The organism is Aestuariirhabdus sp. LZHN29 (assembly GCF_049985285.1).
GTDB lineage: Bacteria > Pseudomonadota > Gammaproteobacteria > Pseudomonadales > Aestuariirhabdaceae > Aestuariirhabdus.
The window spans coordinates 69,544-94,701 of sequence record NZ_JBNIEU010000005.1 but is presented as its reverse complement, the minus strand read 5'-3'; the positions used below and the strand labels follow the sequence as shown (position 1 = coordinate 94,701).

At 53.7% G+C, this 25,158-nt stretch carries 21 protein-coding genes and 5 tRNA genes; 7 read left to right on the top strand and 19 right to left on the bottom strand.

The genetic code is table 11. The annotated features are described in order from the left end of the window. Window positions 1-13: 13 nt before the first annotated feature. Both ACP3PW_RS16170 and ACP3PW_RS16165 read right to left on the bottom strand, forming a co-directional pair. Complete coding sequence (locus tag ACP3PW_RS16170; protein WP_426417771.1) at window positions 14-493, bottom strand: hypothetical protein; 480 nt, start codon at window positions 491-493, stop codon at window positions 14-16. 201 nt (window positions 494-694) lie between these two features. Continuing rightward, a complete protein-coding gene (locus ACP3PW_RS16165; protein ID WP_426417770.1) occupies window positions 695-3,136 on the bottom strand; it encodes a GcvT family protein in 2,442 nt (813 codons plus the stop codon). Window positions 3,137-3,440: 304 nt separating this feature from the next. On the opposite strand from ACP3PW_RS16165, the gene ACP3PW_RS16160 reads away from it, so the two are divergent. Then, the gene (locus ACP3PW_RS16160; protein WP_426417769.1) at window positions 3,441-4,349 is read left to right on the top strand and encodes a LysR substrate-binding domain-containing protein; all 909 of its coding nucleotides are present in this window, start codon (window positions 3,441-3,443) and stop codon (window positions 4,347-4,349) included. A 242-nt stretch (window positions 4,350-4,591) separates the two neighbouring features. Here the strand turns inward: ACP3PW_RS16160 and ACP3PW_RS16155 are convergent, their stop codons facing one another. The 13 genes from ACP3PW_RS16155 to ACP3PW_RS16095 form a co-directional block, all read right to left on the bottom strand. Then, window positions 4,592-5,770, bottom strand: coding sequence for an adenylate/guanylate cyclase domain-containing protein (locus ACP3PW_RS16155; RefSeq protein WP_426417768.1), 1,179 nt, complete (start codon window positions 5,768-5,770; stop codon window positions 4,592-4,594). 288 nt (window positions 5,771-6,058) lie between these two features. After that, complete coding sequence (gene galU, locus ACP3PW_RS16150) at window positions 6,059-6,886, bottom strand: UTP--glucose-1-phosphate uridylyltransferase GalU (RefSeq protein WP_426417767.1); 828 nt, start codon at window positions 6,884-6,886, stop codon at window positions 6,059-6,061. Then, the gene (locus tag ACP3PW_RS16145; protein ID WP_426417766.1) at window positions 6,886-8,328 is read right to left on the bottom strand and encodes a mannose-1-phosphate guanylyltransferase/mannose-6-phosphate isomerase; all 1,443 of its coding nucleotides are present in this window, start codon (window positions 8,326-8,328) and stop codon (window positions 6,886-6,888) included. The genes galU and ACP3PW_RS16145 overlap by 1 nt, the downstream gene beginning before the upstream one ends. Window positions 8,329-8,414: 86 nt before the next feature. Beyond that, window positions 8,415-8,501 (bottom strand) — tRNA-Leu (locus ACP3PW_RS16140). A 181-nt stretch (window positions 8,502-8,682) separates the two neighbouring features. Next, window positions 8,683-8,756: transfer RNA gene (locus tag ACP3PW_RS16135), tRNA-Cys, on the bottom strand. Between the two features lie 50 nt (window positions 8,757-8,806). Then, a tRNA-Gly gene (locus ACP3PW_RS16130) sits at window positions 8,807-8,882 on the bottom strand. 27 nt (window positions 8,883-8,909) lie between these two features. Continuing rightward, window positions 8,910-8,990 (bottom strand) — tRNA-Asn (locus ACP3PW_RS16125). Window positions 8,991-9,017: 27 nt separating this feature from the next. Continuing rightward, window positions 9,018-9,093 (bottom strand) — tRNA-Asn (locus ACP3PW_RS16120). A gap of 118 nt (window positions 9,094-9,211) precedes the next feature. Continuing rightward, window positions 9,212-9,775 carry a CDP-diacylglycerol--glycerol-3-phosphate 3-phosphatidyltransferase gene (pgsA, locus tag ACP3PW_RS16115; RefSeq protein WP_426417765.1) on the bottom strand — a complete coding sequence of 188 codons (564 nt, stop codon included), beginning with the start codon at window positions 9,773-9,775 and terminating at the stop codon, window positions 9,212-9,214. A 47-nt stretch (window positions 9,776-9,822) separates the two neighbouring features. After that, complete coding sequence (uvrC, locus tag ACP3PW_RS16110) at window positions 9,823-11,661, bottom strand: excinuclease ABC subunit UvrC (RefSeq protein ID WP_426417764.1); 1,839 nt, start codon at window positions 11,659-11,661, stop codon at window positions 9,823-9,825. A 38-nt stretch (window positions 11,662-11,699) separates the two neighbouring features. Further along, a complete protein-coding gene (uvrY, locus tag ACP3PW_RS16105; RefSeq protein ID WP_426417763.1) occupies window positions 11,700-12,353 on the bottom strand; it encodes a UvrY/SirA/GacA family response regulator transcription factor in 654 nt (217 codons plus the stop codon). Window positions 12,354-12,532: 179 nt separating this feature from the next. After that, window positions 12,533-13,462 carry an electron transfer flavoprotein subunit alpha/FixB family protein gene (locus ACP3PW_RS16100; protein WP_426417762.1) on the bottom strand — a complete coding sequence of 310 codons (930 nt, stop codon included), beginning with the start codon at window positions 13,460-13,462 and terminating at the stop codon, window positions 12,533-12,535. Beyond that, complete coding sequence (locus tag ACP3PW_RS16095; protein ID WP_426417761.1) at window positions 13,462-14,211, bottom strand: electron transfer flavoprotein subunit beta/FixA family protein; 750 nt, start codon at window positions 14,209-14,211, stop codon at window positions 13,462-13,464. Before ACP3PW_RS16095 ends, ACP3PW_RS16100 begins: the two co-directional genes overlap by 1 nt. A gap of 374 nt (window positions 14,212-14,585) precedes the next feature. Here ACP3PW_RS16095 and ACP3PW_RS16090 point away from each other — a divergent pair, with 374 nt between their 5' ends. The 3 genes from ACP3PW_RS16090 (at window position 14,586) to ACP3PW_RS16080 (ending at window position 17,446) form a co-directional block, all read left to right on the top strand. Continuing rightward, a complete protein-coding gene (locus ACP3PW_RS16090) occupies window positions 14,586-16,238 on the top strand; it encodes an electron transfer flavoprotein-ubiquinone oxidoreductase (protein ID WP_426417760.1) in 1,653 nt (550 codons plus the stop codon). 115 nt (window positions 16,239-16,353) lie between these two features. Next, window positions 16,354-16,815 (top strand): cyclic nucleotide-binding domain-containing protein, encoded by a 462-nt coding sequence (locus ACP3PW_RS16085; RefSeq protein ID WP_426417759.1) that lies wholly within the window; start codon window positions 16,354-16,356, stop codon window positions 16,813-16,815. Window positions 16,816-16,822: 7 nt separating this feature from the next. Next, window positions 16,823-17,446 carry an HD domain-containing protein gene (locus ACP3PW_RS16080; RefSeq protein WP_426417758.1) on the top strand — a complete coding sequence of 208 codons (624 nt, stop codon included), beginning with the start codon at window positions 16,823-16,825 and terminating at the stop codon, window positions 17,444-17,446. On the opposite strand, the gene ACP3PW_RS16075 is transcribed toward ACP3PW_RS16080, so the two are convergent. Beyond that, window positions 17,443-18,816 (bottom strand): adenylate/guanylate cyclase domain-containing protein, encoded by a 1,374-nt coding sequence (locus ACP3PW_RS16075; RefSeq protein WP_426417757.1) that lies wholly within the window; start codon window positions 18,814-18,816, stop codon window positions 17,443-17,445. The two genes, ACP3PW_RS16080 and ACP3PW_RS16075, sit on opposite strands and share 4 nt — an antisense overlap. Window positions 18,817-18,997: 181 nt before the next feature. Here ACP3PW_RS16075 and ACP3PW_RS16070 point away from each other — a divergent pair, with 181 nt between their 5' ends. Genes ACP3PW_RS16070 through ACP3PW_RS16060 form a run of 3 tightly spaced genes read left to right on the top strand, consistent with a single transcriptional unit; the run spans window position 18,998 to window position 22,130 of the window. Next, window positions 18,998-20,218 carry a glycosyltransferase family protein gene (locus ACP3PW_RS16070; RefSeq protein ID WP_426417756.1) on the top strand — a complete coding sequence of 407 codons (1,221 nt, stop codon included), beginning with the start codon at window positions 18,998-19,000 and terminating at the stop codon, window positions 20,216-20,218. Continuing rightward, window positions 20,215-21,372, top strand: coding sequence for a glycosyltransferase family protein (locus ACP3PW_RS16065; protein ID WP_426417755.1), 1,158 nt, complete (start codon window positions 20,215-20,217; stop codon window positions 21,370-21,372). Before ACP3PW_RS16070 ends, ACP3PW_RS16065 begins: the two co-directional genes overlap by 4 nt. Next, the gene (locus ACP3PW_RS16060) at window positions 21,369-22,130 is read left to right on the top strand and encodes a polysaccharide deacetylase family protein (protein WP_426417754.1); all 762 of its coding nucleotides are present in this window, start codon (window positions 21,369-21,371) and stop codon (window positions 22,128-22,130) included. The genes ACP3PW_RS16065 and ACP3PW_RS16060 overlap by 4 nt, the downstream gene beginning before the upstream one ends. On the opposite strand, the gene ACP3PW_RS16055 is transcribed toward ACP3PW_RS16060, so the two are convergent. From ACP3PW_RS16055 to ACP3PW_RS16045, 3 genes are read right to left on the bottom strand one after another with little or no spacing between them, the layout of a single operon-like run. Further along, entirely contained in the window at window positions 22,110-22,712 is a 603-nt protein-coding gene (locus ACP3PW_RS16055; RefSeq protein ID WP_426417753.1) for a histidine phosphatase family protein, read from the bottom strand. The genes ACP3PW_RS16060 and ACP3PW_RS16055 overlap by 21 nt on opposite strands. Then, window positions 22,709-23,830: a glycosyltransferase family 4 protein gene (locus ACP3PW_RS16050; protein ID WP_426417752.1), complete on the bottom strand. Its 1,122-nt coding sequence runs from the start codon at window positions 23,828-23,830 to the stop codon at window positions 22,709-22,711. The genes ACP3PW_RS16055 and ACP3PW_RS16050 overlap by 4 nt, the downstream gene beginning before the upstream one ends. Then, complete coding sequence (locus tag ACP3PW_RS16045; RefSeq protein ID WP_426417751.1) at window positions 23,827-25,062, bottom strand: glycosyltransferase; 1,236 nt, start codon at window positions 25,060-25,062, stop codon at window positions 23,827-23,829. Before ACP3PW_RS16045 ends, ACP3PW_RS16050 begins: the two co-directional genes overlap by 4 nt. Window positions 25,063-25,158: the final 96 nt, after the last annotated feature.

The following is a 25,158-nucleotide window of genomic DNA, read 5'->3' as shown; positions in this document are numbered from 1 at the left end:
TGGTTTTGCTCCCTTACTTCACGGTATAGCCGCGGCCTTCAAGGCAGGCGGAATAGGCTCGGTTGTAATTATTGCGGTTATTGGCGTAATTGGAGCCTTCCCGCTGTTCCCACTCCTTGCGTTCACGCTCGGCCGCGCTATTTTGGGAAGACTGCCGCACCCCACCGATCAAGCCCCCCGCTGCCGCTCCCCGTTTGGCGGCTTTGGAACTATCGCCAATAATCGCGCCAAGGGCCGCTCCGCCGAGCCCCCCCCTCACCACACCACCGGATCTCTTTTCGGTACTGGGCGCAGCCGTAGTGGCAGTCGGAATCGCCATGGGATCAAATCCTGTGTCCCGCTTGGCCCAGCTGTAACACTCGTATTTGTCCTTATCCAGCTGCTCGGCACTTTGCCCTTTTGCTGGATAGATATAAAGCTCCTGCGCCAAGGCTGTTCCAGAGGCAAACAGAGCCCCAACTAAAAAGGTGATCCTGCGAAGGGGTGTTTTCATTACTAGTCTCCCTGTTTAATCCAAACCCACTCCAGACAGTATAACCATAACGACTCTGACGGCGAACCCGAAAATGAGTTTGCGCACAAGGTGCTTAGAGTGAATAACTTGATAATGGAACGATCAGCGCACCACGCCCGCTTTTCCGCACCGATCGCTTCCAGTTAGAGTCCCGAGAACATAGATTTACTCGTCGAGACCTTAAACCTTCATACGACTACCCGAGGGGTCATAGAAGGCTCGCAAGGATGCGTCGGCACTAAACCGCTCCCTGGCAACCTCAATCTCAAAGCTTGCCGTTTCGATGCGCTCTTTGGTTAACCCCGGAACATCGACATAACCCATGCCGATCGCGCCCCCAACACTATGGCCGTACATGCCTGAGGTCAGGTAACCCACAATGGACCCATCCATTACAATGGGCTCGTTGTGATAGAGCAGCGGCTCCGGGTCGTTCAACTTGAACTGCACTAAACGTCGGTCGGGCACGCCTGCGACCTTGGCTGCCAGGAATGCGTCGCGGCCAATAAAGTCACTTGCATCGGGCTTGGCAGCAAAGCCCAAGCCCGCCTGCAGCAGGTTATCCTCGGCTCCAATGTCGTGCCCCCAGTGACGAAACCCTTTTTCGAGGCGTAAACTATTGAGCGCATGCATGCCCAGGTTACGCAGCTCATAGGTCGCGCCCACCTGCTGTAATTTTCGGTAGAATTCGGTCGCCCTGGCAGCCGGAACAAAAACCTCCCAGCCCAACTCTCCCACGAAGGAGAGCCGCTGCAACCAAACGTCAATACCCGCTACCTGCGCAAACCGACCGGTGCCGAATGCGAATCCTTGGCAACTCATATCGGTGTCGGCTAGTTGCTCAAGGACAGCGCGGGACCTTGGGCCTTGAATCGACAGGCAGGCATAGTCGGCACTGATATCACGAAGTTTAACCTCGGCTCCCAGGTTCTTTTTAAGATACCACCAATCCCTATTGAACGAACCCACTCCGGTTGTCACCAGATAACGATCCCTCCCCAGCCGCGACAGGGTGACATCCGCCTCAATGCCCCCCCGGGGGTTGAGCCATTGCGTGTAGACCAGCGAGCCGGGTTCGACAGCAACATCCCCGGCGCAGATCCATTGCAAGGCCTGCTCTGCCCCTGAACCTGAAACCTCGAACTTGCCGAATGAGGAGATGTCATAAACCCCTACATTTTCCCTCATCGCACGATGCTCTGCTGCGTGGAGTTCAAACCAGTTTTGCCGCTTGTAACTGTATTCGTACTTCGCTTCAACGCCATTGCTGGCGAACCAGTTAGGACGCTCGTAACCGCCCACCTCTCCAAAGCAGGCGCCCTGTGCTTGAAGCGTCTCATGCAGGGGTGAGCGAATCCGGTTGCGCGCGGTTTTATACTGATAGAAAGGCCAGTGCATGGCGTAGGTGTGACCCAACGCCTCCGGGATTCGCTCCTCAATAAAGGCCTGGGTCCGCTGAGCCGGATGATGGCGGCGCACGTCACACTCCCAGATGTCGCCCGAGGGATGGCCATCGATGATCCAGTCGGCCATTAACAAACCTAAGCCACCACCAGCCCCAATGCCTTTTGAGTTAAGCCCGCAGGCAACGTAAAAATTATCGACCTCCGGCGTAGGCCCCAACAGGTGAAGATTATCCGGGGTAAAACTCTCTGGACCGTTAAAGAAGGTGCGAATACCGGTTTCGCCCAGCGGAGGAAAAGTCTCCACACCGCGCATCAGGTACTCTTCGATATGGTCGAGCTCACAGGGAAACTCATCGAAGCAGAAATCTTCGGAGATACGATCCATCGGGCAACCGCGGGCATTGTGCTCGAACCACCCTACCAACAGCTTACCGGCGTCTTCCTTGAAGTAGACACCCTTGTCGAAATCCCGCAGTACGGGCCGCTTGGTTAGCCCCGCCATATCCTCGGTCACAACATAAAAGTGCTCACACGCGTACAAGGGTAGATCGATACCAATTTGAGCCGCAATATCCCGCGACCAAAGCCCTCCCGCTAACACAACCGTATCGGCAATAATCGAACCCTGTTCCGTTTTAACACCGACCGCCTTACCACCCTCCAGTAAAACCTCTTCTACTTTAACGTTTTCAATCACCCGGGCCCCACGCATCCGCGCGCCTTTGGCCAGCGCCATGGTGGTATCCACAGGGTTGGTCTGGCCATCTTTTTCGATATAGAGGGTCCCAAGGATGCCGTCGGTGTCGATGCCGGGGTAGAGGTCGAGTAGTCGATCATTGTCAATCATCTCGGATTCCACCCCGAAAACCGCAGCCATGGAGGAGGTTCGACGCAGCTCTTCCAGTCGTTCAGGGGTACGAGCCACCGACAAACTCCCGATGCTCCGATAGCCGGTAGCCTGTCCCGTCTCCTCCTCCAGTGAGGCATAGAGTTCATGGCTGTATTTGGCAAGGTGCGTCAGGTAAGGGGTAGGCCAAAGCATGCTGACGAGACCGGCCGCGTGCCAGGTGGTACCGCACGTTAGCTGTTTGCGCTCCAGTACAACAACATCGTTGATGCCCCGTTTGGCGAGATGGTAGGCGATAGAACAGCCTACGATGCCGCCGCCGATGATCACCACCTGGGCACGGGATGGAAGATTCCCTTTACTTGTCATGGGCAAAAACCTTCTGCTGGGTTAAATACTGCACTGGTACACTGAGTAAGTCCGTGGGGTTAGGTTTCGTCGTATTGTTTACCAATGCCTGTTTCGATAGCGCGCTCAACCGGAGCGATCCTCGACATCGCTGTCCACCGCTATAGCATGCCAGCCAACGGCTCCCTGCACTCTCCAGCCGCCTTGATATTCACACCTCTTCATGCGGGGATCAATTGACATTTTTTTTCGTAGCGGTAACTTTAGTTACCAGTAAGATATCCGATATTAAACCGTAGCCAGTGCTTGGGAAGGGGTCTGAGGCATGAGTGATTCTTTTGATTTTCGTAAGCTACCCCCCTTGAAAGCCCTGAAAGGGTTTGAGAGTACGGCGCGATTGCAGAGCTTCCGGCGGGCTGCCGATGAGTTAAACCTGACCCATCCCGCAGTTAGCCACCAGATACAGGCGCTGGAAAACAGCCTCGGGGTCAAGCTCTGCGTTCGGGAGGGACGCCATACCGTACTCACCGAACAGGGGCGACAGTTTTATCCAGTGGTTCGCCAAGCCCTTGAGCTGCTGTTCCACGGCAGCGAGGAGGTTCGACGTAGCGTGCAGCAACCTAGTCTACGGCTCCAGACCTATATCTCAGTCTCCATCCGCTGGTTATCCCGAAGACTTCCACGGTTCAGGGCCCTTTACCCTGAGCTTGAGCTGCACCTGATCTCCAGTATTCGCGAGCAAAATTTTGATGAGGCCAATGCCGACATCGGGTTGATCTTTTGCCGTACCCCTCCGGCAAAACACCTGCATTGGATACCCTTGATTCGGCCACAGCTGTTTCCCGTTTGCAGCCCCGGCTTGATCGCCTCAGCGTCCTCTGAACTCTCCCCCGGGGATTTGGTGAACTACCCACTGCTGACGGTAACCTCGGAAGATTGGCAATGGCAGGACTGGTTTGCATCGGCCGGTTTATACGACCTACAGTGCCAACGCGCTATCAGCGTAGACAGTACCGCTATTGCACTGGAAATGGCGATGGACGGCGAGGGAATGACTCTGGTTAATGGTCCCTTTGCAGACCGCGACCTGGCAGCCGGGCGGTTGGTGCAACCGGTCTCCCATTACGCCGAGGGGTTGGGAGAGTGGGGATTGGTGTGCCGCAAGGAGATGCTGTGCCAGCAACCGGTGAGCACTTTTATCGAGTGGCTACAAGAGGATATCGCTCGCGCCTAGGATCTCCTCTTCCTATCCCCGCGGTTATGGATAGGGGCTCCCTCTCCCTCTCCCTCTCACTCCAAGCGAAACTACCCCCTAAAGGCGCAGGCACCGGCAGATTTTGCCAAGGTGAAAAATTCTGAACGCCCCTCGATTTTTACAGCTGCTATAGGCGCTAGTAGCCATGAGGTTTTTTTCTCCCGGCGAGAAAAGGCCCGATAGCACATTAACCGTTCATGGGTTTTCGGCGGCTCGACGAATCAGCCAGAGGTATCGCAGCCTTTACTTTCAGGCGCATAGATTCGCTTCTCGCCAGAGACTCCCCTCAGGGGGAAAGAACCACAGTTTCTCCAACCTTTGCCACCATGGACCTCAACAAACTGATGAGAGGCCAGCAAAGGTTCTTGCAAGGTCTTGGTGAGCCCCTCGATCCTGGCGGCCTCATTGGCCGCTGCGCCGATGGCGGTAAACTCGAGACGGCCCGGAGAACCAATATTGCCGTACATAACGGTACCGAAATGAAGCCCTATACCGAACTCCATCGAATGACATTCCGGGTCTGTCTCCATTCTGGAGATGGCACAGTGGGCAGCCTGTAATGCCCTATTCGCCACCTTCCGCGTGCGTGTATCACAACCACGGCTACCCACGGGGAATATAGCCAGCATGGCATCACCGATATAGCGCAGCACCTCCCCCTCCTGCTCCAGCACCGATTCGGCCATCGCCTCGAAAAACCGATTCAACTTCTCGATAAACGGCTCGAGCCCCATCTGATCGGCCATCCGGGTGGAGCCTCTCAGATCACAAAACCAGATCACTGCTTTGATCTGTTCGCCATCCCCGCGCTTGACCCTTCCCTGCAACACCTGGTTACCGGTGCGCTTTCCCAGGTAGGTTTCCAGTAAAATCCGCGAGGAGGCGCGCAGAGCATGAATCTCCAACACTCTTGCCAAAGCCGGCAGCAACTCATAAATCATCGCCAGGTGGGCGGTAGAAAACCCTTCCGGCGAGTTCGCTGCCAGGGTCATTGCATTGATGCTGCCGTCCATAAAGGCGATAGGCAGGGCAACATAATCGGTAGCACCAGATTCAGCCAGCTCAACCAGAAGTGGATAGTCAAGCTGGGCGTCCGGTCCATTCAGGCGGCGCCGAATCGCTCCGGCCCCCTCTTCGAAAATTGCCCAGTACGGACTATCTCTATAGGTCTCCGACATGAGCATCTCGTGAGGGGGTTGAAACACATCAATTCCCTCTACTCCGCTCACCCAGGTGTAGCTAAATCCGGAAACCTGGGGGTGCAGCAAACGGAGGGTGATTCGAATTCGGCACAGCGGAACCCCAAGCTCGAGTAATCGCTCGACCAGTGCCAGGGTCAGCTGTTCTGCATCGGCTAACTGCCAGCCATCGTTCAGCATCCACTGGGTGAGTGATTCCATTACCCTTTCATCATTCAAGAAAACCTGCTCCCGGTCGTTATCACTCTACGGGCCGCCACCGGTGGTATAGGTATTAGTACCCTGCACCATGTGGAATCTGCCAATATCCATTAACAAGCAGCCCGGTATCCTTAAACCTCAATACTATGATTGGGACCAAGCGATGATCAGGGTAACCACACCGACACTAAATGAGTGTATTACGCGGCTAATTCAGCTGGGGGCAGAGCATTTCACCGTTAAACGAGTCAAAGGGCACTGGGTCGCCACCCTGGCTATGTAGGGTGCCTATTCGCTCTTGTAGAGATTCTCATAGCAATAGTTGGTCGCTTCAATATACCCATCGACGCTACCGCAATCGAAGCGCTTGCCTTTGAATTTATAGGCCAGCACGCAGCCATCTTTTGCCTGCTGTAACAAAGCATCCGTCAGTTGGATTTCGCCACCCTTTCCAGGCTCGGTGTTACGAATGATTTCGAAGATATCCGGGGTGAGTATGTAGCGCCCGATAATGGCCATATTACTGGGTGCATTTTCCGGCGCAGGCTTCTCGACCATGTCGTTGACCCGATACAGATCATCCTTGATCATCTCCCCATCAATCACCCCGTATTTGTAAGTTTCGTCCGCAGGTACTTCCTGGATGGCGACGATGCTGCAACGAAACTGGCGGTAGAGTTTAACCATCTGCGATAGAACCCCATCTTCCGGGTTAACGCAGAGGTCATCTGCCAGCACAACGGCGAAGGCTTCATCTCCAATCAGGGGCTCACCGGTAAGGATGGCGTGACCTAGCCCCTTCATCTCTTTTTGCCGGATATAGGAGAACGTACAGGAATCGATCAAGTGCCGTATATCATTGAGCATCGCCTCTTTAGAGCTACCGGCGATCTGGTGCTCTAGCTCATAGTTGGTGTCAAAGTGGTCGGCCAGCGCACGCTTGCCACGCCCCGTCACAATGCTGATCTGATTTAACCCCGCCTCAAGCGCCTCTTCCACACCATACTCAATCAGCGGTTTATTAACGATCGGCATCATCTCCTTGGGCATGGACTTGGTTGCAGGGAGAAAACGAGTGCCGTATCCGGCGGCGGGAAAAAGGCATTTACGTATCATTAATCGGAGGCTCCTTCCGTGGGATTCATGTCAATGCGGCCGTAGATATCGTCCAAGCGTACAATATCATCTTCACCAAGGTAACTGCCAGACTGCACCTCGATAAGATCCAGGGGAATTTTACCCGGATTCTCCAGGCAATGCTGCTCTCCTAACGGGATGTAAGTTGATTCGTTTTCGCTCACCAGATATTGGCGCTCGCCGCAGGTCACCTTGGCGGTACCCTGAACAACAATCCAGTGCTCTGCTCGATGGTGATGCATCTGCAACGATAGCCGGGCGCCGGGATTAACCCGTATATGCTTCACCTGGAATCGCTCAGAGGTATCGATCTCCTCGTACTTGCCCCAGGGCCGATAAACCGTTCGATGCTGTTGCGCTTCTCGCCGCTGCTGTTGCTTCAGCAGGCTAACCAGCTCCTTCACAGACTGGGCTCGGCTGCGGTCGGCAACCAGCACCGCATCATCGGTTTCAACCACAATCAGGTTATCGATACCCACAGCGGCGACCAATCGACTGTCTGCATGGATATAGGTGTTATGACAATCAACCAACAAGCGGTCACCAACCCCACCATTCCCCGCTGCATCGGCAGGCTGAAGATCGGCAAGGGAGTCCCAGGCGCCAACGTCACTCCAACGAATATCCGCTGGAACAACCGCCCCCTTTTTCGTGTGCTCCATCAGCCCATAGTCGATCGACAGGTCAGGGGCCGCAGAAAACCCTTTTTGCTCAAGGCGAATAAAGTCCAGATCCTCACGAGCCCCATCGACAGAGGCGGTAACTGCGTCGATTAATTCCGGTTGATACCTCTTCAGCTCTTGCAGCAACTGGCTTGCCTGGAACATAAACATGCCACTGTTCCAGAAATAATCCCCACTGCTCACCAACGTGCGCGCATGCTCCAAAGAGGGTTTCTCAACAAAATGTTCCAGCTCCAAGCCCCCATCACTGAGTGAACCGCCCCCCTTGATGTAGCCATAACCGGTTTCAGGCCGATCGGCGACGATACCGAAAGTAACCAATCGTCCTTTGCTGGCCAACTGGTACGCAAGCTCTATACGCGAATGAAACTCTTCCACCCTGCCGATCATATGATCGGCAGGTAGCACCAGCAACGTAGGGTTCTTACCATTGCGGATCGCTATCATTGCGGCGGCTGCTATAGCGGGCGCTGTATTCCGGGCGCAGGGCTCCAACACAACGGTTCGTTGCTCCGCCCCGCACTGTTGCATCTGCTCGGCAACAATAAAACGGTGCTGCTCGTTGCAAATGATAAGGGGTGGAGCAATCGTTTCGACCGCAGCGATACGACGCCAGGTTTGCTGAATCATACTGTCGTCATCGGACAGCATTCGAATCAGCTGTTTGGGGTAGGATTCCCGCGAAAGAGGCCAGAGCCTGGAGCCACTGCCCCCGGAAAGAATTACTGGAACGATCATGAACTATCCCTGTTAGGCAATCGAATGTACCTAAAGATAGTAGCGGATATTTATAGGGGGGGCCTAAGGAAAGGCTTAATAATAAGTGGTGCCCGGAGCCGGAATCGAACCGGCACGATCTTACGATCGAGGGATTTTAAATCCCTTGCGTCTACCAATTTCGCCATCCGGGCCAGAGGAAAGCAATCGCTGCATTGGATATAATGCAGGGTTAGTTTACAACGGATAACTTTATCCTAACAAGCTGTTTTTTAAGTGTTTTTACCCATAACACCAACAAATAAGCTGTTGCGAATAATCTATTTTGGAAGAAGCTTGCCAGTCGCTAAAAACATCCTTGTTTTTAACTGGATATGGAGGCTGAGGTCGGAATCGAACCGGCGTACACGGAGTTGCAGTCCGCTGCATGACCACTCTGCCACTCAGCCTTAACAGGTTGGACGCTGTAAAATCACACAGCATCCTAAATTCAAAAATTTGGAGCGGGAAACGAGACTCGAACTCGCGACCCCAACCTTGGCAAGGTTGTGCTCTACCAACTGAGCTATTCCCGCACACATATATTTAACCAGCTACCACTGGGCGGGAAACGAGACTCACTCTCCAGCTCCGGGCGACCCAACCTTAACAAGGTTGTGCTCTACCAACTGAGCTATTCCCGCACACATATATTTAACCAGCTACCGCTGGGCGGGAAACGAGACTCACTCTCCAGCTCCGGGCGACCCAACCTTAACAAGGTTGTGCTCCCTGAGCTATTCCCGCACACATATATTTAACCAGCTACCGCTGCGCCCGTGATCAGGTGGTGCGTATTGTATGCGCTCGGAAATTTCTGTCAAGCCATTGATTCAAAAAAGAGTTTTGGTCGATTTTTAGACACCTACTCACTCTCTTCAGGAGGCATTAGATCGTTCCAGGCTGCGGATAGGTATTGCCACATTGACCATATAGTCAATAGTGCAGCGGCGTAAAGAAAACCATACCCGATCCGGCCAATGATAGTGTCCAGCTCTGCAGGTGTCGCTAACAGGAAAAAAATCGCCCCCATCTGCCCCGCTGTTTTGATTTTGCCAATATAGGAAACTGCGACACTCGTTCGTTTACCGAGCTCGGCCATCCACTCCCTGAGCGCCGATATTACTATTTCACGACCAATAATGATCATCGCGGGGATCGTAATCCAGATACTCGCATACTCCTCAACCAGCATCGTCAAAGAGACAGCGACCATTAATTTATCTGCTACAGGATCCAGGAACGCTCCGAAGGGCGTGCTCTGGTTCCATCGTCTGGCCAGGTAACCGTCGAGCATATCAGTGCAGCCGGCAACAAAAAATATCCCGGAAGCGGCCAGATAACTCCAGCCAACCGGGAGATAGTAGACCACCACGATAACGGGGATAAGTACAACCCGTAGCAAAGTTAAGATGTTGGGGATATTCATTGGTTCCTTAAAGCGACACTTCGATGAAAGCGTAGATATTAGAGCGATTAATCTGGATGTAAAGCATCATGGATCGCTTGGGCTAAATGAACACTGATGCCCTGCACCTTTTGCAGCTCATTAACCGAAGCCTCACCCACCCCTTGCAGACCACCGAAAAACTTGAGTAACTGCTGTCGGCGCTTGGCACCAATACCCGGTACATCCTCCAACACTGAGCGATTGCGCGACTTCGCCCGCCTTTGGCGGTGGCCGGTAATGGCGAAGCGGTGGGCCTCGTCACGTATTGATTGAACCAATAATAAAGCCCCCGACCCTCTCGGTAGCTGAATCTCCTCAAAGGTGCCGTTAACAATAAGGGTTTCGAGGCCAGGCTTGCGAGACTCCCCCTTGGCAACACCCACCAACAACATTGCATTCAGCCCAAGCTCCTCAACAACCTGGTTGGCCATTGATAACTGCCCCTTGCCTCCATCGATGAATAGTAGATCAGGAAGAGGGCCCTCCTCTTTTATGACCCGGCTATAGCGTCTTAACAGCGCCTGGCGCATCGCCGCATAGTCATCTCCAGGCGTAATGCCGCTTATATTAAATCGGCGATAGGCGGATTTCAGGGGGCCCTCATCATTGAATACCACGCAGGATGCCACCGTCGCCTCCCCCGAACTGTGGCTGATATCAAAGCACTCCATGCGAGCCGGAAGCTGCTCAAGCTCCAGCAGCTGTTGCAATTCGATGTAGCGCTGACGCGTACTTGATCGATTGCTTAAGCGAGCCTGAAGGCTTTGTATCGCGTTTTTTTGGGCCAACCGAACCCAGCTTGCCCTATCCCCCCTCACTCGGTAGCGGATTTTTACCCCTTGCCCCCGCTCTTTGGTTATCGCTTGTTCGAGCAAATCAGCACCCTCCACCGCCTCGGCAGCCACAACTTCGTCTGGCAGCTCCCTCAGGCTTTCCCCTCCCAGATAAAGTTGGGCCAGAAAGCCTGCGTAGATCTCAGCGACAGAATCATCCGTCTTACGCTGGTGATAAGTGCTATGGCTGCCCACCACCTGTCCATTTCGAATACTGATCCGCGAAAAACAGAGGTTATCACCCTGCTCGGCCATTGCGATCACATCAACATCACCCCCATTGCGGTCAATTACCTGCTGCTCCTGAGCACTACGTAACTGAGATACCTGATCCCTCAAATCCGCCGCTTTTTCGAATTCAAGCGCCTTGGCGGCTTGCTCCATCTCATCCAGCAACAGATAGATGAGCTCCTGACTTTTACCGCGCAAAAATAATCGTGAACGCTCTACATCCGTTTGGTACTCTTGCTGACTAACCAGCCCGGTACAGGGCGCTTTGCACCGCTTGATCTGGTACTGAAGGCAAGGCCGGGTTCTGTTTCGAAAGTAGCTATCCTCGCATTGGCGCACCCGAAATACACGCTGCAACACGTTCATGCTCTCTCGGATAGCACCCGCACTCGGGTAGGGACCAAAATACTCTACGCCCGGTTTTTTTCGCCCGCGATAAAACCCAAGTCTGGGGTACGTATTACCTGTAGATAGAAACACATAGGGGTAGGATTTATCATCCCGCAGCAAGATATTATAGGGTGGCCGATTGAGCTTGATCAGGCTCTGCTCAAGGATCAAGGCTTCGGCTTCGGTATTGGTGACTATGGTTTCAATTTGCGCAATACGGGAAACCAGAGCCGCTGTCTTTGGTGCCAGTCCACTGCTGCGAAAATAACTGGATAGCCTGCTTTTCAGGCTTTTGGCCTTTCCCACATAGAGAATCGCCCCCCCGGCATCGTACATTTGGTAGATGCCGGGCTGGTGCTGCTGGGTAGCAAGGAAGGCTTTGTGATCAAACTCGGGGGAAGGCGCCGCCATAATACTCCTGATAGCGGATCAGCAATCGTACAAAGAGGTTAGCCCGCCACGCTTTCGCCATCAACCATCCCATGGCGAACAGCCAGCAAGGTAAGCTCAACATCACTACTAATTCCCAACTTATCGAAGATCCGATAGCGATAGCTGTTAACGGTTTTAGGACTCAAACACAGCTTATCTGAAATGACCTGTACCTTATGGCAGTTAACGATCATCATCGCTATCTGAATCTCCCGTTCCGACAGCTGATCAAAAGGAGAGGCATGATCTTCATCCTGGTAGGGTTTCAACGCCATCTGCTGAGCAATATCTGCACTGATATAGCGCTTCCCTTTGGCTGCCATTCGGATCGCGTTGACCATATCATCAAGCCCGGCACCCTTGGTAACGTAGCCGGAAGCCCCGGCCTTCAAAAGCCTTGAAGGGAAAGGCTCATCCTCGCAAACAGTAACTGCAATCACCTTGATATCGGGGTTGGAGCGGGTGATTTTTCGGGTTGCTTCGAGCCCCCCTATACCAGGCATCTTTACGTCCATCAGCACCACATTAACATCGAGCCGTCGCGCCAGATCTACGGCAGCTTCGCCACTACTGGCCTCACCAACAACAAGGATACCTTCGACATCGGCCAGCATTCGCGTGATACCGGTACGCACCAGATCGTGATCATCAGCTACCAATACATTTATCAAACGAACCCCCTTTCTGCTTTTCAATTAGATTCAACAAGTTATCGCAACAAGTTAAATTCAAATGCAACATTAGCTAGTATTATTAAGCGGTTAAAATAGCAGATAGCTAATTTTTTAGACAGAAAAAAAGGCCTACACCATTTCGGTATAGGCCTTCTGTGAAGCCGATCACAAAGGCTCTAGACGAGCTTTTCCAGTGCAGGAACCGCTTCGAATAGATCCGCAACAAGACCGTAGTCAGCCACCTGAAAAATAGGGGCCTCCTCATCCTTGTTGATCGCTACGATAACCTTGCTGTCCTTCATGCCAGCCAGGTGCTGGATCGCACCAGAGATACCCACCGCGACATACAGGTTCGGCGCTACCACCTTACCGGTTTGTCCAACCTGCATATCGTTAGGAACAAAGCCCGCATCAACGGCTGCTCGAGATGCACCCACTGCAGCCCCCAACTTGTCGGCCAGACTGTAAAGCAGCTCGAAGTTTTCACCGTTACCCATGCCGCGACCGCCAGAAACAACGATATCAGCGGAGGTGAGTTCAGGACGGTCTGATTTCGCCAGCTCTTCACCGACAAAACTGGAAACCCCAGCGTCGGATACGCTGGCAACCACTTCTACTGTTGCACTACCACCCTCAGCTGGCGCTGCATCAAAACCGGTGATACGCACGGTAATGACCTTGATCGCCGCACTCGATTGTACTGTAGCGATGGCGTTACCGGCATAGATAGGACGAGCAAAGGTATCGGCACTATCGACCCGAACAACTTCGGAGATTTGGTCAACATCCAACAATGCCGCTACCCGGGGCATATAGTTTTTGCCGCTGGTCGTTGCCGGCGCCAAGATGTGGCTGTAGGCCTTGCCAAGCTCCGCAACCAACAAGCCCATATTTTCAGCTAACTGGTGACCGTAAACGGCATTATCAGCAACAAGAACCTTGCTAATACCGGCAACTTTGGCGGCAGCCTCTGCCACGACGCCACACCCGCTACCCGCGACCAAGAGGTCGATGTCACCACCAATCGCCTTGGCTGCAGTAATTGTATTAAGGGTAGCGCCGGCCAGAGTTTCATTTGAGTGCTCTGCGATTACTAGAATAGACATTAGATCACCTTCGCTTCGTTCTTCAATTTCTCAACCAACTCCTCAACGCTGGCCACCTTGATACCGGCCTGACGCTCTGCTGGCGGCTCAACCTTCAGCGTTGTTACGCTTGAGGTGATCTCCACGCCCAGATCAGAGGGGGTTTTAGTATCCAACGGCTTGCGCTTGGCCTTCATAATATTAGGCAGGGATGCATATCGAGGTTCATTGAGACGCAGATCTACGGTGACAATCGCAGGCAGTGAAAGAGACACGGTTTGCAGTCCGCTATCCACCTCACGGGTAACAGCGACCTTGCCCTCGGCGACTTTTACTTCGGAGGCAAAGGTGCCCTGAGGCAGCCCAGCCAAAGCGCCCAGCATCTGGCCTGTTTGATTGTTATCGCTATCGATTGCCTGCTTACCAAGGATAACCAGGTCCGGCTTCTCCTCGTCAACCAGAGCTTTTAACAGCTTGGCAACGCTGAGTGATCCAAGTTTCTCATCGGTTTCTACAAGAATCCCACGATCAGCCCCCAGCGCCAGAGCCGTACGAATCTGCTCTTGGCACTCTTTGCCCCCCATGGAAACCGCAACCACCTCAGTGACGACACCGCTTTCCTTCAGGCGCACCGCCTCTTCAACCGCGATCTCATCGAAAGGGTTCATTGCCATTTTGACGTTGGTAAGATCAACATCAGAGTTATCCGCTTTTACACGAACCTTTACGTTGTAATCTATGACTCGCTTTACAGCTACAAGAACCTTCATGGAATCCTCGTATAATGTCCGTTTGTAATAATATCCATCGACCAAATACGGAATCGATGGAGCCGGTGTAATCTCACCCAGAGGCCCATGGAAACAGGCAGGCACTGGTAACAAGTGGCCGGTATCTTGAACCCTTCCCTATATCAGGTCAAGGCGCCTACCACTACCCTGGGTCAACTTCACTCCTTGGAGTGAGTGCTTCACGCAGACAAACCACTCAAACTTCGAACGGGTTTTGGCCCCTAAACGGAACCCTTGTGAAACAACCAGTTAGACAATATTAAAACAGTTGTTTAAAATCGAGCAAGCATCTTTTGGGAGCTAACCAATAATTGGCTTCAAATAACAACAGAAAAACCTTGAGGAGATACAGCGTGGAACGAGAATCGATGGAGTTTGACGTCGTCATCGTAGGGGCCGGGCCATCCGGCTTATCTGCAGCCTGCCGCCTAATGCAACAGGCAAGGGACGCGGAAAGCGAGCTCAGCGTATGCGTAGTCGAAAAAGGTTCTGAGGTCGGAGCCCATATCCTGTCTGGTGCGGTTATTGAAACCACAGCTATTAATGAGCTCTTCCCCGACTGGAAGGAGTTAGGCGCCCCCCTCAACACCCCGGTTAACGATGATCAGATCTTCGTGCTAAAAAACCAGGAAAAGGCGCAAAAGGTCCCGAATTTCTTTGTTCCCAAAACCATGCATAACCACGGCAACTATATCGTTAGCCTGGGCAACCTGTGCCGCTGGCTTGCAGAGCAGGCGGAATCCCTGGGAGTCGAAATCTTTCCCGGTTTTGCCGCTGCCGAGGTCCTGTTCAATGAAGACGGCAGCGTTAAAGGGATAGCGACCGGCGACATGGGGATCGCAGCCGACGGTAGTCAGAAAGATAGCTATATGCCCGGCATGGAGCTGCACGCAAAATTCACGCTCTTCTCGGAGGGTTGTCGTGGCCACCTCGGAAAGCAGCTGATCAAACACTACGCCCTGGATAAAGATGCGGGCCCACAGCACTATGGTATTGGCATTAAAGAGCTATGGGACGTGAAGCCGGAAGCGCACAAGGAAGGCCTGGTAGTGCATACCGCTGGCTGGCCCCTGGATGAAAGTGGGAGCAAGGGCGGCGGCTTTCTCTACCACACCGAAAACAACCAGGTTGTATTGGGGTTGATCACCGATCTTTGCTACAGCAACCCGCACCTTAGCCCCTTCGATGAGATGCAGCGATTTAAGCAAAACCCGGTTATCAAGCAGTACCTGGAAGGCGGCAAGCGCATCTCCTACGGTGCCCGCGCAATTGCCAAGGGCGGCCCTCAAGCATTACCTAAAATGAGCTTCCCCGGTGGGCTGTTAATTGGCTGCGATGCCGGCACTCTCAATTTTGCCAAAATTAAAGGGACTCATACCGCCATGAAGTCGGGCATGATCGCCGCAGAAGAGGTCTTCAACGCGGTTCAAAACGGCACTCAGGGTGGTGAGGATCTCGATAGTTTTCAAGCCGCATTTGAAGCGTCCTGGGCGTATAAAGAGCTTTACCAACAACGTAATTTCGGCCCAGCGATGCATAAATTTGGCAACATCCTGGGCGGCGCCTTCGCCTTTGTGGACCTTAATATATTCAACGGTAAGCTTCCCTTCACGCTTCAGGACAGTACGCCGGATCACGCGACCCTCAAACCCGCTAGCGAGTGCCCGGTGATCAATTACCCCAAACCCGACGGGGTAATAAGCTTCGACAAGCTAAGCTCTGTGTTCCTTTCCAACACCAACCACGAAGAGGATCAACCCTGCCACCTTCAGCTTGCCGATGACAGCATTCCAATGGGGGCTAACCTCGAGCGGTTTAATGAACCCGCCCAACGTTACTGCCCCGCTGGCGTGTATGAGATCATCGAAGATGATGCAGGCAAGCGCTTCCAGATTAACTCGCAGAACTGTGTGCACTGCAAAACCTGCGACATTAAGGATCCAGCGCAGAATATCACCTGGGTAACACCGGAAGGGGCTGGCGGCCCCAACTACCCCAACATGTGATATTGGGTTCAAAAGGGGCTTTTTAGCCCCTTTTTTTATGGGATTGAAGCGCGATGGTTGCCTGCCACCCCTTTCTTGCGCAAAATAACTGTACCTATCCGTCAGGAGTACCCGCTTGGAAATTGATGAGGAAGTCTGCCAACTGGCCAAGGTTCCGATGTTTTCCAAACTGGACACATCGAAGCTTCGCCTGATCGCGTTCACCAGCGAGGCGCTCACTTACACCCCGGGTGAGATACTCTTTAAGAAGGGTGAGCCCGCTGACAGTGCCTACGTGGTCATGTCCGGAGAGGTCGAAGTTCTTGCCGACACATCGGGAGCTGACGTGGTGGTCGCTGTGCGGGGAGCCAATTCACTGATCGGCGAGATGGCCGTTATCTCCAAAGAGACCCGCTCCGCAACCCTGCGCGCGAGCTCGGATGTTCAGGTACTTCGAATTGCAGAAGATGTTTTTATTAAGTTATTAACGGAAAACCCGGAAGTCTCACTGGATGTGATGCGACAGCTGAGCAACAAACTCGCCGAGTTGCAGACCGCCTATGAAGAGCTGCAGGAGAAACTTCGCGCCGGCGGGTAAAACACTAATGGACAAGTTACGATTTACAAGGCTATGGAACAGCCTGTTTGGTATAGATGCGAAAACTCCGGCAGAGAACGCATGGAGGGAGATCGCCCACTATTATGCCCTCAAGGATCGCTTCTATCACACCGGTGAGCACATAACCTTTTGCCTGCAACAATTTGATGAGGCCTGCACCCATCTGGAGGCCGCCAGGGAGGTCGAAATGGCCCTTTGGTTCCATGACATCATCTACCAGATGGACAGTGAGAAGAATGAGGCTGATAGTGCCGACTTCTTTTGCCAGCTTGTCGGGGACAAACAAAACTGCCTTAAGGCTCGAGACCGTATCGCTAGCCTGATCATGGACACGACCCATAAATCGGCGCCAGCTAGTATCGACGGGCGTTATCTGGCTGATGTCGATATCTCCTCGTTGGCCAGACCCTGGGAGGAGTTCCTACAAGACAGCCTTAATGTTCGCAAAGAAAGCCCGCACCTGAGCGACGTGGATTATAAGGCGGGACAAAGGAAATTCTTTCAAAGCCTGCTAAACAGACCCCATGTTTTCTACACCCAGTATTTTCGCCAACACAGTGAGCAACAAGCACGAGATAATCTCGAGAAAATGCTGACTTTGTCTATCTAGACTTGCTCCTCGACGGTATACAGCTTGGTCTTCCCGCTGCGACCACGAATAGTGACCTCGCCAACCTCTCTAAATCTAAACAGATCACCCGCTTGTAAGCGGCAGGCCTCCGATATAAGAATCCGGGTTCCGTACTCCTTGTTAAGCTGCTCAAGACGCGCCGCCATATTCACCGCGTCGCCATGCACCGTATAGCTCAAACGCTCTTGCGTTCCAACCAGACCGCCCACCACGCTACCGGTGTTAATACCGATGCGAGTGACCAGCTCGGGATCGTGCTCGCGCAACAGCGCCTGAATCTTCAGCGCGGCGTGAATTGCATTGACCGCATGATTTTCATCTTCGATCGGCATATTGAATGAGGCAAGGACCGCGTCCCCCTGAAACTGATTTATTGCCCCTTTCCACTCCACAATGGGACCCGACAAGACACTAAAATACCGATTAAGGCGTTGAATCAGATCCACCGGCGCAGTCTTTTCACTAAAACTGGTAAAACCCTCTATATCACTAAACAGGATCGTCGCCTCACCGACCTTACCCGCCCCCAGTTCCAGCTCGGGAGCATCCAACGAAACCTGCCGAGCTACCTCCGCGGGGACAAAGCGCGCCAGATCTGTTGCTATTTTGGTCTCTACCACCGCCTCGACCAACAAACCCCGGGCACGGGTAATGGCAAGGGCTAAAATAGAGGTCACCAGCACCATCGAGAGCATCTTGTCGAACTCGGCGCCCAACAGTACGGAGTTGGAGGTCAGGTAGTGCACGTAATCACGGGTCAGGGGCATCTCTCCTCCACTGGCATACAACACGTAGTAGACCATTAACATCCAGCCTACCACTGCACAGGTGCCAGCAAAAAGAACATAACGGGCCTCAAACCTAAGCGCCCTGATCGCGATAAAAATGAACACATACAATAGCGTGGGAGCCTTCAGGTAAAACGCTGGAGGCTGGTCATACTGCATATGAAAGCTCCAGATAAGGGCATAAAGCAGCGCAAAATTGAGCACTATCGCACTGTATGAGCGCCAGTTGAGTAACCGTTCGGAGTAAGCTTGCAGCAGCCCTCCAACGGCGACAACAAAATAGAGCCCCAGAGCCCAGGGGACCGGTTCCTGACTAATCGCACCAAGAATTTGTTGCGGCAAACGGGTATCCAGAGAAAAATCGAGTTCTGGTGCGATAAAGGTTTTAGGGGTTAGGGAATAGAGCAACAGGAAGGTCACTACAATCGTCAGCTCCACCCAGGCAATCAGTCGCTCACTTCCCTGCTGCTGCCTATAGATAGCCGCGTTTACCCGGGAGTTTTTGAGGATTGCGCCAGCGCGCTCCTTGGACTGCCCGTGGGTCAGGCGCTCCAACATCATGTTCCCTCGCCCTCGTAGGTCCATTATTTAGGCTATCCCCGTCGCTCTTGACCGAATACTCAATAGAACCCTGCCCCTCAAAATTTCTTTCCCTGTCAGTGCTACAATTTGTCGCTTCACTAACATATAGTATCACCCCTGCGACGGATACCAGCCGCTTGCCTATCACGTTGAAGGAAACATGACGCAGTCTATTAAACCCGACGCCAGGGTGCTGATCTATAGCCACGACAGCTACGGACTTGGCCACTTGAGGCGCTGCCATACCATTGCTCACGCATTGGTCAGGCATTACAAATCAATATCCGTACTCATTTTGACAGGATCACCGATTATTGGCCGCTTCGATTTCCGGGCAAGGGTCGATTTCGTGCGCATTCCCGGTGTCATCAAGCTCTATGATGGTGATTACACCAGCCTCGGCCTGCATATCGATCTCTCCCAGACCCTGGCTATCCGTGAATCTATTATCTATAACACCGCACTGAGTTTTTCACCTGATATCTTCCTCGTTGATAAGGAACCCCTGGGCCTAAAAGGGGAAGTCAAACACACCCTGAAAATGCTGAAGGCACTTGGAACCACCAATGTCCTCGGCCTGCGAGACGTTATGGACGAGGCCGGTGCGCTCGACCGGGAGTGGCAAGCCAAGGGAATCCCAGAACATCTTGATGCTTTATTTGATCAGGTCTGGGTATACGGCCCCGAGTCGATGGGCAACCCCTTGGAGGGAGTTTCCCTTCCGCAGCCGATTGACCACAAGATGCACTATACTGGCTACCTCAACCGGCGTTTACCCAAAGCGGCGCTGAGTCAACCGCTCCCCATTGAGCAACCCTACCTGTTAGTGACTACCGGCGGCGGCGGCGATGGTTTGGAGTTGGTCGACTGGATTCTCCGTGCCTATGAAAAGGCCGAGACCGAGCTCCCCCTCCCGGCGCTGATCGTGTTGGGGCCCTTTATGCCAAGTGAGGAGCGAGAAATCTTCGCCGCGAGAGCTGCGCTCTTGCAACGAGTAAAGGTCATCACCTTCAACAACCACCTTGAAGGCCTGATTGCCAAAGCTGAAGCAATTGTGTCCATGGGCGGTTACAATACTTTTTGCGAAATTCTCTCGTTTAACAAACCGGCCATCATCGTCCCTCGTAAGACCCCGCGCCTCGAGCAGTATATTCGTGCAAAGAAGGCCTATGAAGGTGGGTTAATACAGATGGTTGACCCCGACCATTTGCTAGATACCAACCTGATGATTGCCGCCCTGAAACAGCTTGAGCACACGCCCCCTCCAGGAGATGCCATGTGCAAGGGGATGCTCAACGGTATCGGTAACCTGGTTTCATCCGTTCACCAGGTAATGTCCGACCGTGGGCATGACTTGCAGCCAAACCAACCCGAAGAATGATCCCCGCTAAACCCCGAATACTGTTCTATGTCCAGCACCTGCTCGGCATCGGCCATCTTAAACGGGCAGCGCTGATCAGTAACGCACTCGAACGTGCAGGCATGGAAGTCCACTTGGTGCAGGGAGGTGCGCAGAGCCCTATTTCTTTTCCCTGCGCACAGACTCATTACCTCCCCTCGATTAGCTGTCAGGACGCCAACTTTTCCACCCTCGTGGATGCAGAACAACAACCGGTAGATGATCACTACCGGGCCAGACGCCGTGCGCAGTTACTGGAGATTGAGGCGACCGTACGACCCGACCTACTGCTGCTGGAGCTCTATCCATTTGGTCGCCGGCAATTTCGCTTTGAACTTTTGCCGCTCATAAGTCAGGTCAAATCAAAAAACATTCCCGTTGTCTGTTCATTGCGGGACATTCTGGTCCAGAAACCCTTATCCAAACAGCATAGAAGCCAGGAAAGTGCGGACCTGGTACAGCGTTTTTTTGACGCAGTACTCGTGCACAGTGATCCAACGGTGATCCGACTAGAGGACAGCTTCCCCTTTGCGAGCCAGATTCAGGACAAGCTCCGCTACACGGGCTACGTGGCCGATATCGCCTCACCGCCCCCCGCTCGGCAACCTCGCCTTGGGGTAACGGTTTCGGCCGGTGGAGGTGCCGTCGGCTACCCCCTGCTCCGAGCCATACTCCAGAGTAAACCCGCGACCAAACTAGACGACCAGCCCTGGACCCTGATCACCGGCCCCGGCCTGGATGCACAGCTGTTCGATCAACTACAACAGCAGGGGCGTACACACAACGTTTCGGTTGAGCGCTTCCGCGAAGATTTTGCCTCCCTCCTCGCCAGCAGCAACCTCTCGATATCACAGGCCGGCTACAACACCACGATGGATATTCTCGCGACACGAACACCCGCACTAGTGATACCTTACAGTGAAGGCGGTGAAACAGAGCAACTCCAGCGCAGCGAGATACTGCAACGCCATGGCTATCTTAGGCTATTGCCCGAGTCCTCTCTCACCCAGCAGCAACTTGTGGCGGCGATCAATGGTGCAGCCACGCAGGCGCCGCCCACCAGCGCCATCGACCTTAACGGCGCTGACGCCAGCGCCCAACAGCTCCTCAACATACTGCAAGGGTGGGGATTGTGAAGCATCCGTGCTGGTCCAGATTAAACGAGGAGTTGGAACTCTGGAAGGATCACAATACGCCCCTCACCCTGTGGTGGAGAGACGATGATGCATGCAGCGACACAGCGGCATTGGAACAGCTTTTAACCCTGGCCGATCAGTATCGGCTGCCCTTATCGCTAGCCGTTATCCCCCAGCGGCTGGAGCGATCGCTGATATCCTGCCTTGATTCCGTAACAGGCGTCTCTTGTCTGCTCCACGGTTACGATCACACCAGCTATGCAGCTCCTGGTGAGCGTAATCAGGAGTTAGGTGACCATAGGCCCATCGACGTTGTGTTGCAGTCACTACGACGGGGCCACCAACACCTGCAACAGGAGCTCCCCCACCACTATCAGCCGGTACTGGTGCCGCCCTGGAACCGGATCAACCAACGCCTGCTATCGCACCTGCCAGAGATCGGCCTGTCCGGGTTATCGACGCTGGGCCCGCGCATCCCCCGCCCCCAGCTTTCGGTTAACAATGTGCACCTTGACCTGATTGACTGGAAACGACGCTGCTTCGCCGGTGAAGACTCTGTTATTAGTCAGCTGATTGAGCACTTGAAACAGCGCCGCCAGGGGCAGGTTGATAGCACTGAAGCCACGGGCATTATGACCCATCATTTGGCTCATGATGCGGCATCCTGGGTGTTTCTGCGTCAACTCCTGGAGTTCCTGTCTGCGTATGAACAGGTGGTATGGCCCGATATCGGACCTCTATTTCCCGCCCGGGATTAGATCTTTCTCCAGCGACAGATCACAACCACAGAAGCGGAGCCCGGCACCAGACGACCAGGAAAACTGCAGCAATTTTCCCCAGTCCGGTTTTACTGGAGACCGACCCAGCATATCCCATTGACATGCTTCGGCCATCGCAGCGCGGATAACGCCCTTGTGGGTCACCAGGCCGATATCGCACCCGGGCTGCAGTTCATCCAACCACTGCATCAGTCGGTCGACGACCTGCTGCGGACACTCTCCTCCGGGAGGCGTCATAAACCGCCCTCTGCCCTCCTCGTTTGCCATCAAAGCGGGGGACTCGGAACGCAACTCGGAAATGGTTCGTCCCTCCCACTCGCCCCACTCCATTTCGACTAACCCGGCACTGAGGATGGGCTTTAGCCCAAGGGCTTGTGCGGTCTGCTGTGCTCTCGTTAAAGGACTGCAATACCATTGTAAATCACGAAATGGGGCCGCTAACACTAACCCTGAAAGCACACGAATGGATTCGGGCAACAGGGGAATATCCGTATGCCCCTGTATTCTTTTTTGCTGGTTCCAAAGGGTAGTTCCATGGCGCAACATATAGATATGAATCATAAAAGTGGCTCCAGAATTCCCCTTAAACGAACCGCAGCGGCGCTGAGGCTGCAGTTTTCCCGAATTAACCGGTGGCAGCTTTCGGCAGCGTGACGAATCATGCCGGGGGAGTTGAGCATACCCCCAAGCTCTTTTTCAAAACTTGAGGCATCGTTTCCATTTAGCATAGTTAACGCAGGGCTCTGTAAAGAGAGTGGGTACAACGCAGGGCTGTATCCGGATAACACGGGAACCCCGGCATTGAGGGCCTCAAGCATTGCCATCCCAATCGCTTCATTAACCGCAGGCCACACGAACAGGTCACAGGCTGGTAAGCAGTGCTGGATTTCATTCATAGACAACTCACCGGCAAAGAAAACCCGGTCGGATTTGTCCGCAAACAGTGCCTCAACGGCCTCTCGCTCTTTGCCATCACCTATCACCAGAAGCTGCCAGTTTTGCCCGGATAGCCCCGAAAGGCTGCATGATAAGCGCTCATAACTGGCCAGCTTATCCCCTGGCCGCATCATTGCGGAGGTCACCAACCAGGTTGCCTGTGGGTCCATCCCAAACTGATCAGCCACTACGGCTCTGGACGACAGCGGCGGCGGTGCATACTCCAGAAAAGGCGTGAGATGATGAATTCTTTCTCGTAATACACAGTCATGGAGAGCCGGTTCATCGCGAGGATTCAATGTAACCACCGCCGCGGCTTGCCCCAAAGCGACCCTGGACTGTTGCCAGCCCGCGCTCCAGCTCCCATCCCTTTGTTTGTTGGCAATAGAGGCTTCGGCAATAACGTAAGGAATACCCAACGCCTTGGATACAGCAGGGCCGATCCAGTCAGGGGCCTTATGGTACAGGTGATAGGTAAACCAGTAGTCGGGGCGCTGCCCCTTGGGTAGGCTGCCGTAATCGTTAATGAGCCGCTCACACTCCGCCTGCGCCTTTTGCCGGATCATACCCTGCTGCAATCGCTCTCCCTGCCCCTCCCAGCACCGTAGCTCGCTGGCAAGTTCGACACTATACCCAGCCTCCGCCAATGCCCCCATGAAAAGCCGAGCGATTCGCTGGTCACCCGAGGGGGTCGGGTAATTCGGCGACTTCATAGGCGCATAAAAGGCAACACGCTGGCTCACGCACTTGCCTCAAACTTGTGCAAAATTTGGCCGATACCCTGATCCAACGAAAAATGCTCATAAACGCGAGCGCAGCCTTTACGGCCAAGGGTTTGGCGAAGGTCAGGGTCGGCTATCAAACGCGCCAACGCTTCACTTAGCGCCACCTCATCCTCTTGAGGAACCAGCAGCCCACTCTCGCCATCGATAATCAACTCGGGGATGCCTGAAATATCAGTCGACAGGCACGCAAGTCCCTGACTTTGCGCCTCCATCAGGACATTAGGCAGCCCATCCCGGTCGCCATCTCCATTGACCCTGGACGCCAGTATAAAAACCTGGGCGCGCTGATAAGCGTCCAGAACTCGCTGCTGAGACTGAGCCCCGAGCCAGGTGACCCGGCCCTCTATCCCCAGCGCCACCGCCTGCTCCCGCAGAACTGACGACAACTCTCCGCCACCGATGTGGGTAAAGTGCCATTGCAGCTCTTTGGGCAAGCGGGCCAAGGCATTTAACAACAGATCGTATCCCTTTTTAGGCACCGCTCGCCCTACCGAAAGCAGTTCGACAGAATCAGTTGCTCCATCCGGGTGGATCTGGTCGGGTTCGCCTGAGAAGTCCGGTTGCGGAAACCGGTTAAAGTCGAGACCGTGGTAACTCAAAAAGACCTTTTCTTCCCGGTCGCTTAGCCCTTTCAAGTACTGTGTGTTGGCTTCGGTACAGGTGGTAAGCCAACGGACGCTGGACAATTTTTCCTGCAGCTCCCATCGCGGAGTGGTCCAGATATCCTTGGCATGGGCCGATGCGCACCAATGAATACCGGTCAGGTCGCTTGTATAACGGGTTACGGAACCTGGCGTATGGATAAAATGCGCATAGAGCATCTCTATCCCTTCCGGCAGCTCACGGGCTAACACCAGCGCTTGCCCAAAACGGCGCATACGGTTCGCTGTCGGGTCTCGCCTAAGATCCTTCCACCAGTTACCAGCGGCACGCCAAAACCCCGCCGTGAAGCAGGTGGCCAGCAACGCCTTGCCAACCCGCAAAGGCTCTTGATAAAGGTATTCGGGCAAATAGAGCACCGGAGCCCTGATCTCATCGTGTATCGGGTGGCGCTGTTTATCTGTGGGATGGCGTAGGGAAACCAGGTGAATATCCATCCCCCGCTTCTCCAGCTCCCGTATTTCCTGCGCTATAAAGGTTTCCGATAAACGCGGATACCCCTTTAGCACCAATGCAATTTTCTTCCCCAAGACCGCCTCTCTTTCCTTCTTCTTCTACCAACGCTTGTGGCAGGCGTTGATTTTCAACGATAATGCAAACGGGACCTCCCAGCGAGCCCCCACCCT

Excerpts from the sequence above, each read along its gene's own strand:
- ACP3PW_RS16095 (WP_426417761.1), bottom strand. The coding sequence starts at position 14,211 with ATGAAGGTTCTTGTAGCTGTAAAGCGAGTCATAGATTACAACGTAAAG.
- ACP3PW_RS16055 (WP_426417753.1), bottom strand. The coding sequence starts at position 22,712 with ATGATTCATATCTATATGTTGCGCCATGGAACTACCCTTTGGAACCAG.
- galU (WP_426417767.1), bottom strand. The coding sequence starts at position 6,886 with ATGATACGTAAATGCCTTTTTCCCGCCGCCGGATACGGCACTCGTTTT.
- pgsA (WP_426417765.1), bottom strand. The coding sequence starts at position 9,775 with ATGAATATCCCCAACATCTTAACTTTGCTACGGGTTGTACTTATCCCC.
- ACP3PW_RS16080 (WP_426417758.1), top strand. The coding sequence starts at position 16,823 with ATGGACAAGTTACGATTTACAAGGCTATGGAACAGCCTGTTTGGTATA.
- ACP3PW_RS16070 (WP_426417756.1), top strand. The coding sequence starts at position 18,998 with ATGACGCAGTCTATTAAACCCGACGCCAGGGTGCTGATCTATAGCCAC.
- ACP3PW_RS16065 (WP_426417755.1), top strand. The coding sequence starts at position 20,215 with ATGATCCCCGCTAAACCCCGAATACTGTTCTATGTCCAGCACCTGCTC.
- ACP3PW_RS16165 (WP_426417770.1), bottom strand. The coding sequence starts at position 3,136 with ATGACAAGTAAAGGGAATCTTCCATCCCGTGCCCAGGTGGTGATCATC.
- ACP3PW_RS16100 (WP_426417762.1), bottom strand. The coding sequence starts at position 13,462 with ATGTCTATTCTAGTAATCGCAGAGCACTCAAATGAAACTCTGGCCGGC.
- ACP3PW_RS16160 (WP_426417769.1), top strand. The coding sequence starts at position 3,441 with ATGAGTGATTCTTTTGATTTTCGTAAGCTACCCCCCTTGAAAGCCCTG.
- ACP3PW_RS16155 (WP_426417768.1), bottom strand. The coding sequence starts at position 5,770 with ATGGAATCACTCACCCAGTGGATGCTGAACGATGGCTGGCAGTTAGCC.
- ACP3PW_RS16170 (WP_426417771.1), bottom strand. The coding sequence starts at position 493 with ATGAAAACACCCCTTCGCAGGATCACCTTTTTAGTTGGGGCTCTGTTT.
- ACP3PW_RS16145 (WP_426417766.1), bottom strand. The coding sequence starts at position 8,328 with ATGATCGTTCCAGTAATTCTTTCCGGGGGCAGTGGCTCCAGGCTCTGG.
- uvrC (WP_426417764.1), bottom strand. The coding sequence starts at position 11,661 with ATGGCGGCGCCTTCCCCCGAGTTTGATCACAAAGCCTTCCTTGCTACC.
- ACP3PW_RS16075 (WP_426417757.1), bottom strand. The coding sequence starts at position 18,816 with ATGATGTTGGAGCGCCTGACCCACGGGCAGTCCAAGGAGCGCGCTGGC.